This is a genomic window from Aliiglaciecola sp. 2_MG-2023 (genome assembly GCF_030548145.1).
Lineage (GTDB): Bacteria > Pseudomonadota > Gammaproteobacteria > Enterobacterales > Alteromonadaceae > Aliiglaciecola > Aliiglaciecola lipolytica_A.
The window spans coordinates 67,213-74,453 of sequence record NZ_JAUORY010000022.1 but is presented as its reverse complement, the minus strand read 5'-3'; the positions used below and the strand labels follow the sequence as shown (position 1 = coordinate 74,453).

Here is a 7,241-nt window from a genome sequence, read left to right as displayed (position 1 = left end):
TCAATCACAGTTGGATAGCCCTTACTCTAAGCGCTGCCGCGCAAGAACTATCCCGCAGAGAAACCATACCCAGCGAGGTCATGCAATAGCTGTTCATGTAATAGGCATCTAGGTGTCACACCTCCATGTGGAGCTGGCCAGCCCGACATCCATGTCGGTCGTGCACTCGGGCGGAACTGCGTTCCTAAAACATCCTCGCTTACCCCCATGTGAGAACAAAGAAACGCGCAAACCTGTAGCACGGGCTTCAGCCCGTGGGTTGTGAATTACCTAACGAAGCACCTTTATGAGCATCGAGATAGGTAGCATTCCTTCTAAGCGCTGCCGCGCAAGAACTATCCCGCAGAGAAACCTAACCCATGGGTGTGTTATGCAATGCCTGTCCCTGTAATAAACTGCTAGGTGTCACACCTCCATGTGGCTACCTCCAGCCCGACATCCATGTCGGTCGTGCACTCGGGGGGAGCTGTGCTCCAACAGAGACCCGTTTTCACCCCATGAAAGATCAAAGAGACGCACAAACATATAGCGCGGGTTTTAGCCTGTGGAATAACTAGATTATTAGAAAGGTAACGAGGTTAGTGGGGAAGGTCTATTTAGGGTTTTAAGCTCGACAATGATTCTCTAAGCAAATTCAGCGATTTGGTTTAATCATCTTAATCTGTGTCGAGGTAAGTTTGTTTTAAACTATATAGCGTGGAATTGTTTAACTTCCCTTAAACTGCTAACTAAGGTTGTGCAGTTTAAGGGTATATAATACTAAGGTTATTTGGTATCTCTAAGTCAGAAGGCAGATACGCAATAGCCCCTTCTGTTTCAGCTAAAAACTGCAGGGTTTCTTGTGTTGAATTTAATTCTATTGGCGGCTTGCTTCTTCCTGTAAATTTCATCTGCGCCCAATAAGCTTGGATTCTGGATTCGGTTAGGCCTACAATTTTCGTGTTGAATTCAACTCTTAATTGATTGCCTGACGGCAGGTTAACAGCTTTATATTTATGACTTAGTGCACCTCCCATAAATATGTGTCTAATTTGTTGTTTACTCAAAATTTGTTGTTCATCTAACGGATTTAGGACGACAATAAAGTCAGAATCTTTATCTTCTGCGTAGGAGTCAGGCACCATAAAAGCAAAGATTAAAAATGTAAGCCATAATATTCTAATGATTTGTGATGTAATTAAATTATTCATTTAAAACACCCACTCTAGACCAACAAGGTACAAATTCGATTTTCCGTCGAAAGTAGTATTTTCATCAAAATCGAAAAATGAATTGGATCCGTTATCTTCCTCTATTGCTGAGTATTCAACTTTAAGAGCGAGATTAGATAATACGTCCCAGCGTGCTCCCAAAGTCCAGCTTTGCATATCTGTAGCAGCTGCATCTAAAAATATACTATTGTAAGCTTGAGCTAATTGATCTAGGTTAGGATCGAAGCCCACGGGTATTTCTTGGACTGGTGTTTTACTGTCTCCGTCGCTATCTGCAAAAGTAATATGAAAGGTAAAAGGAGCGTAATTAAAACCTGCTGTCACATAATAGCTCTGGATCTCTGGTATGAAATCAAGATCTGTCTCAATATTTACCCACTCAGATCTAAAGAAATAGTCTAAATTGTCGTAGACAATTCCTATCTGTTCTACTTTAGCTACGCCTTTTGTGCTCAATGAATCAGCACTTCGGCCAAAGTTAAGATTGGATAAATAACGTTGAAATTGATGAATTTCAGTAATATTTAGACTTAAATTACCTTCATAGTGTGCCAATCTTAATTCGAAATTGTTTTTATTAATTTTTCCGATTAAACCTCGCAGATTACGAGCCGTAAAACCTGTGGGCGTATTACTAAAATTTACGTCACCATCTTCTTGACCTATATAAGCTTCTATACTCGCTTCAAAGTTGCTATTGGTGAATTTATAGATTAAGTCAGCGCCTTCAAAAGTTCGAAATAGAAAATTATCGTAAACTTGCTGTGGTAGGTTTATCCATGGATAGGCAAAACCGACATCTGTGTAGTCACTCATTGAAAAGAATGGGGCACGTAACTTGCCGAATTTAATTTGTAAATTGTCTGTTGCTTGATAGGTTAGGTATAGCCATTCAATACCAGAATCTTTCGACCGATCCGCTCTAGCGATGAGTTGTGTAGTCCCTGACCATTTTTCACTAAATTTATATTCGGCTTGCAATGCTATTAAACTAGATGGCTCAAAACTAAGACTGTCGTCATAGCCTTTATAGTCGACGTTATCTTCATCCAAATAACCGCCAATTACTCTTGCATAGCCGGAGAACTCTAGATCTTTGGCGGATAGCGATAAGTGGCACAATGCAGTTGAAATTATTAAAAATTTTAAAAAAGTATGTCGTATTAACAAGTTCTATCCCTAGTATCTTTTTTCAATGTTACCGCTGTTAAGTTGATGATGTTGTAAATGCAGTTTGATGGTAGTTGAAATGCGCCTTTTTATCAGTAGCTTTTTCTATACGGGAGTATTATCCATAATTTATAAAGAACTACTTAACTCAGTTAATTTAAGTTGATTAAGATCAAGTAATTTACACATTTATTTAAAATCTCATGTATAAAATTAGATTCTAGTCGGAAATCTAATTCTATACAGATATTGTCGCCTAACTATTGGCGGTGACCACAATATAATTCTTGATATAGCTTTTGCGCTTTTTCAATCGCTTCAGGTAGTTTAGCTAAAGGTAGCGGTTTAGCAAAATAATATCCCTGCATTTCATCACTTCCATTGGAAATCAAATAATTAGCTTGTTCTGCAGTTTCCACTCCTTCACTGCATATCTGCAGTCCTAATCTATGGCCTAAATCCAAAATGGTTTGCAAAACGACTGTGTCCTTTCCAGAGCTATCGTGCTGCATTACAAACATTCGATCAATTTTGAGGGTGTCTATTTGAATTTTAGTTAGGTAACTAAGGGACGAATACCCTGTACCAAAATCATCTAGAGCAATAGAGCCGCCCATTTGTCGTATGTTATTGAAAAAATCATTAGCACTGTCGAAATTTTCTAGATAACTAGATTCAGTCATTTCAAATTGAATATTTTGAATATTAACCTGATAGAGATTCAGATTCTTCTTAATAAAATGTATGAAACTGCGATCTTGTAAATCATGACTAGAAATATTCAAAGAAACAACGAGGTTTTGTTCAACCATTTTTTCTAGAACATTCATGTCTTTGAAAACTCGTTCGACCAACCACCGCGTAATGGATTTAACTTTGCCGCTTTGTTCAGCGATAGGAATGAATTCACCTGGAGATATACTTCCTAACTCATCGTTATTCCAACGTAAAAGAGCTTCTAAACCAGTTACAAAGCCTTTCGATGATATTTTAAGTTGGTAGTGAATTTCGAATTCGTTTTTGGCTATTGCATTGGTGATTAGGTTGGCTATTTGCACTTTTCTGCGATTTTCTTCTAGCATTTTTTTATGGAAAACCGTGTAAGAACCTTTGCCTTTTTCTTTCGATGCATACATTGCAATATCTGCATTACTGATGAATGTGTTGATATCAAATTCAGCATCGGTTGCTTTCGCAATACCAATACTTACACCGGTTTGAATATCCCAACTGTTAATCTCAAATGGGGTCAACAAACCCTCAATTATTCGATTCGCTATATTAACGGCTAGTAGTGAACTGCTAAGATTTGGGATCATGATTAAAAACTCGTCTCCACCCAATCGCGCTAGGATGTCGCCTGGACGCAGAAAGCTTTTAACTTTGCTGGCAACAGCTTTGAGCAGTAAATCGCCGGTCTCGTGTCCCAAGGTGTCATTAACCCCTTTAAACCCATCTACATCGAAAAACATAATCGCTAAATCTTCGTTTTCTCGCTGGCTTCTGGCTAACTCTAATCTAAGCAGTTCCATAAAAAACATACGATTTGGTAACCCCGTCAAGGTATCGTAGTTAGCCAAGTGTTGCATTGAATTCTGTTGCTCAATCAATTTTTCCGTGTTTAATTGATTGGTCTTAATTTCCGCATTTATCGTGCCCAATAGTTTATTGATATTACGACCTAATTCCGATACCTCGTCATTACCTGAAACTCGGTATTTCAAATCATAGTCGGTGGTTGTCTCAACTTGTTTAGTAAACTTAGTGAGACTCAAAAGAGGTTCAAATAAACGCTGATATATCCAAAAAGAAATCATCATTGCTAAGACAACAACTAACATCACTAGCGGTATAGCGCTGAAAAATAGACTATTCTTACTCTCATTCAATGGTCGTTGGTAGTCTTGAACGACTAATAAATGGCCAACTGGAAACTTTTCTTCACCTATGGTTTTTGAAACAGCTAAACCTTCATCGGTTATGGTTACATCAGGGGGTAAGTCTTGTGGTGAAATTGAGGTTAATTCAGGAGAGAAGTTTTCTAAATTGAGGTAGTTTGGGTGTACATAATAATGGATTAAATTCCAATCAGCATCGAATACATTCACAAACTTAATATGTTCGTAGCGGTCTAGCCCAATTAGTTCTGTTATTATCGAGAAGGGATCCGGCTCCTCGGAAAGGGTCGATAATAGGTTGTCGGCAATATTTGATGCCATTGCATCTAAATTTTGTTCTACGGATTTCCGGTATAGGTTTTCATGTTCGTTTATGGCTAAAAAGAAAACTGAGCCCGAGCTAATCAAAATAGATATGATAATGATGATAACAAACTTGTATCTAATACTATGAAACATCTAGCTGATTCCCTGCCTTTTCAAAGTTTAAACAAGCTAATTGAATAATTGCTTAAGTTATGTCTGAGTTCAGACTAGATGGCATACTACCAAGTACTCTAAATGCTAAAAATTCAGACTTAAATTTGAAACAAATTTTGCTAAATTAAGTGGAAAAGCCTTTGTATTTTAAAACAAATACTTAGTATATACCACTGCTAACGTTGCATGATGTTCCAATGCGTATTCACACTTCGAAATCTAACGGTTTAAGCCAATTGAATGCGCTAAATTACTTCATTAGATAAACATCAATTTAGCAAATTACTTGTGAAAATAGCTTACTGCACTAATTTATTTGAGCTTAAATGGCTGTATTTATTATTTATTTTAATATCTAGCACGCTTAATAGAGGTGAAACCTCAGTACTAAAATGCTATATTTCAGCAAAAATTACCTGCCAAATAAATAAGTTTAAAATAATCAATTAAAGCTTATGGCTTTCACTAATTCAGTTTTAATTATAGAGGATTAAATGGCTTCTCCTAAATTTCATAATGCCGTACGTAAGTATCACAGATGGTTAGGCTTTTTTTTGGCGGGGATCATGGGGATCTATGCAGTCAGCGGGACTTTATTGATTTTTCGTAAAACCGATTTTCTAAAATACCCACAAGTTGAAGAACGCCAGTTAGATAAGGGATTAAATGGCAAATCTTTGGGTAAACAAATTGCTCTCAAAGGCTTTGCTGTTGAAAGCGAAGTTGACGATATGGTTGTGTTTAACCAAGGGCAATATAACAAACTAACCGGAGAGGTTGTTATTAATAAAAAAGACTACCCAGCGCCGTTAGCTAAATTAGTTAAATTGCATAAAGCCACAACGGGTAGCCCGCTTTTCTTTCTCAACATTAGTTTTGGCATAGGGTTGTTATTCTTTGTAGTTTCGGCGTTTCTGATGTTTATGCCTAAGTTACCGATGTTTAAAAGCGGCGTTAAAATAGCGGCTGCAGGTGCAGTGTTTGCGATTTTAGTTGTTATGTTTGGTTCGTAAATGTACTGAGTTGCGGCAAAGTCGCTTGTAACTAATACGTTGAATGATGTTTAAAAAAGGCCTGAAATTATAATGATTTTCAGGCCTTAATTTTAATAGTCTTTCAATTAATTTACAGTGTTTTTACTAGCTAAAGTTTCGTTAACCACTTTATCTTGCCCATCTAAACTATGCCTAGAGTGATATTTACCGACCGGTAGGGTCGTTACAACTGAGTAGTTTACCTGTCTTGCGATGGGCACATAATCAGTTATGGCTGTGCTTATTGCTGTGCTAATAATATCAGCCAACAAATTTCCACTATTTCCCGAGGTATTGATCACCACAACGTTTTTGTAGTTCCACAAAGATTCGTTGGTTGAGGTTGATATAAGCTCGAAATCGGCTCCAACTGTAACGTTTCCACCCGTCACATAATAGTTCGTGTCCCATTGATTGATAGTAACAAAAAGTACCGCATCAGCCCCGAACATAGTTTTAAACTTTGCAGGTTCAACGCCTTTCAATTGCTCGCCATCAACGACGCCTTCTACAGCCAACATCATTTCGATCATGGGGATAGGCATAACATAGTATCCCGCCTCAGCTAGTGGCTGAGCGATAGTGGTCGAATAGAGTTCTGGAGCGTCTGCTGCCGTTGAACGATTGATTGCTGGTACTACAAGGATTGAATTTGTATCCTGTTGGTACATCTTTGGATAAGCTTCGCTTTTCGTTAAAATGGTAGGTGTCGCACAACCAACTAAATGGGCGATAATGAATAATGAAAAAAGTCTAGTTAGTTGACGCATTATTGACCTCCATCTTTTCAATCATGGTTAACATTGTTCTCACCATTATCGCCGATTCTGGAAACAACGCTTCTTCCTGTTTTAAAAACTGTTTCGCGCCGTTGAGATTGTTAGCGTCTAATTCTAATTTTGCCAACTCAGCGTAGATACCAGGAGGTATTTTTTTATTCTTACGAGCCGCATTTTCGATGATATCTAACAGAGCTGCTTTATGTTGACTTAAACTATCAGTAGAGGGTTCATGTTTATAGTCGTACGCAGTTTCAGAATAGTCTCCCCAGTAATAAATTGTTTTAGGTGCCGCACAAGCACCTAAAAATACGACTAAAACTCCCACGCAAGTGTTTCTAATTATTTTTCTCACGGAACATTTACCTCGAATACATTTCCATTGGTGACGTAAATTTTACGTTTTACTACCGTTTTATCATTTCTAACTATTTCGATTAGATGCGTACCTGAGCTTATTTCAAACTTGGTCACTAAATTTCCATCAATTTTAAATTTATCTGCTTGTTGCAGACTAATCTGTTTTCCATCAATCGACAGTGACCCCGAAGCAATATTACCAGTCAGTTGCAGATAAGCTTTGTCGTCTAATTGTTTTACTTCGCTAAAGCTGCTGCTACAACCCGCTAAAAAAACTGCAAATATGAATGCTACTAATAATTTCATTTC

General features: G+C 37.7%; 7 protein-coding genes. 1 reads left to right on the top strand and 6 read right to left on the bottom strand.

Annotation, left to right across the window (positions count from 1 at the left end; all coding sequences use genetic code 11):
• Positions 1 to 743: 743 nt before the first annotated feature.
• The 3 genes from Q4567_RS18095 to Q4567_RS18085 all read right to left on the bottom strand — a co-directional run bounded on the left by Q4567_RS18095 (position 744) and on the right by Q4567_RS18085 (position 4,738).
• A complete protein-coding gene (locus Q4567_RS18095) occupies positions 744 to 1,190 on the bottom strand; it encodes a hypothetical protein (RefSeq protein WP_216047247.1) in 447 nt (148 codons plus the stop codon).
• Entirely contained in the window at positions 1,191 to 2,381 is a 1,191-nt protein-coding gene (locus Q4567_RS18090) for a hypothetical protein (RefSeq protein WP_252728829.1), read from the bottom strand.
• Between the two features lie 260 nt (positions 2,382 to 2,641).
• Positions 2,642 to 4,738 carry an EAL domain-containing protein gene (locus Q4567_RS18085; RefSeq protein ID WP_303501416.1) on the bottom strand — a complete coding sequence of 699 codons (2,097 nt, stop codon included), beginning with the start codon at positions 4,736 to 4,738 and terminating at the stop codon, positions 2,642 to 2,644.
• Positions 4,739 to 5,253: 515 nt separating this feature from the next.
• On the opposite strand from Q4567_RS18085, the gene Q4567_RS18080 reads away from it, so the two are divergent.
• The gene (locus Q4567_RS18080; RefSeq protein ID WP_216047245.1) at positions 5,254 to 5,772 is read left to right on the top strand and encodes a hypothetical protein; all 519 of its coding nucleotides are present in this window, start codon (positions 5,254 to 5,256) and stop codon (positions 5,770 to 5,772) included.
• 107 nt (positions 5,773 to 5,879) lie between these two features.
• On the opposite strand, the gene Q4567_RS18075 is transcribed toward Q4567_RS18080, so the two are convergent.
• From Q4567_RS18075 to Q4567_RS18065, 3 genes are read right to left on the bottom strand one after another with little or no spacing between them, the layout of a single operon-like run.
• Entirely contained in the window at positions 5,880 to 6,563 is a 684-nt protein-coding gene (locus Q4567_RS18075; RefSeq protein ID WP_303501414.1) for a GNA1162 family protein, read from the bottom strand.
• Positions 6,547 to 6,927 (bottom strand): DUF4810 domain-containing protein, encoded by a 381-nt coding sequence (locus Q4567_RS18070; RefSeq protein WP_303501411.1) that lies wholly within the window; start codon positions 6,925 to 6,927, stop codon positions 6,547 to 6,549. Before Q4567_RS18070 ends, Q4567_RS18075 begins: the two co-directional genes overlap by 17 nt.
• On the bottom strand, positions 6,924 to 7,238 hold the full coding sequence (locus Q4567_RS18065; protein WP_216047243.1) for a hypothetical protein: 315 nt from the start codon (positions 7,236 to 7,238) through the stop codon (positions 6,924 to 6,926). Before Q4567_RS18065 ends, Q4567_RS18070 begins: the two co-directional genes overlap by 4 nt.
• Positions 7,239 to 7,241 lie beyond the last annotated feature (3 nt).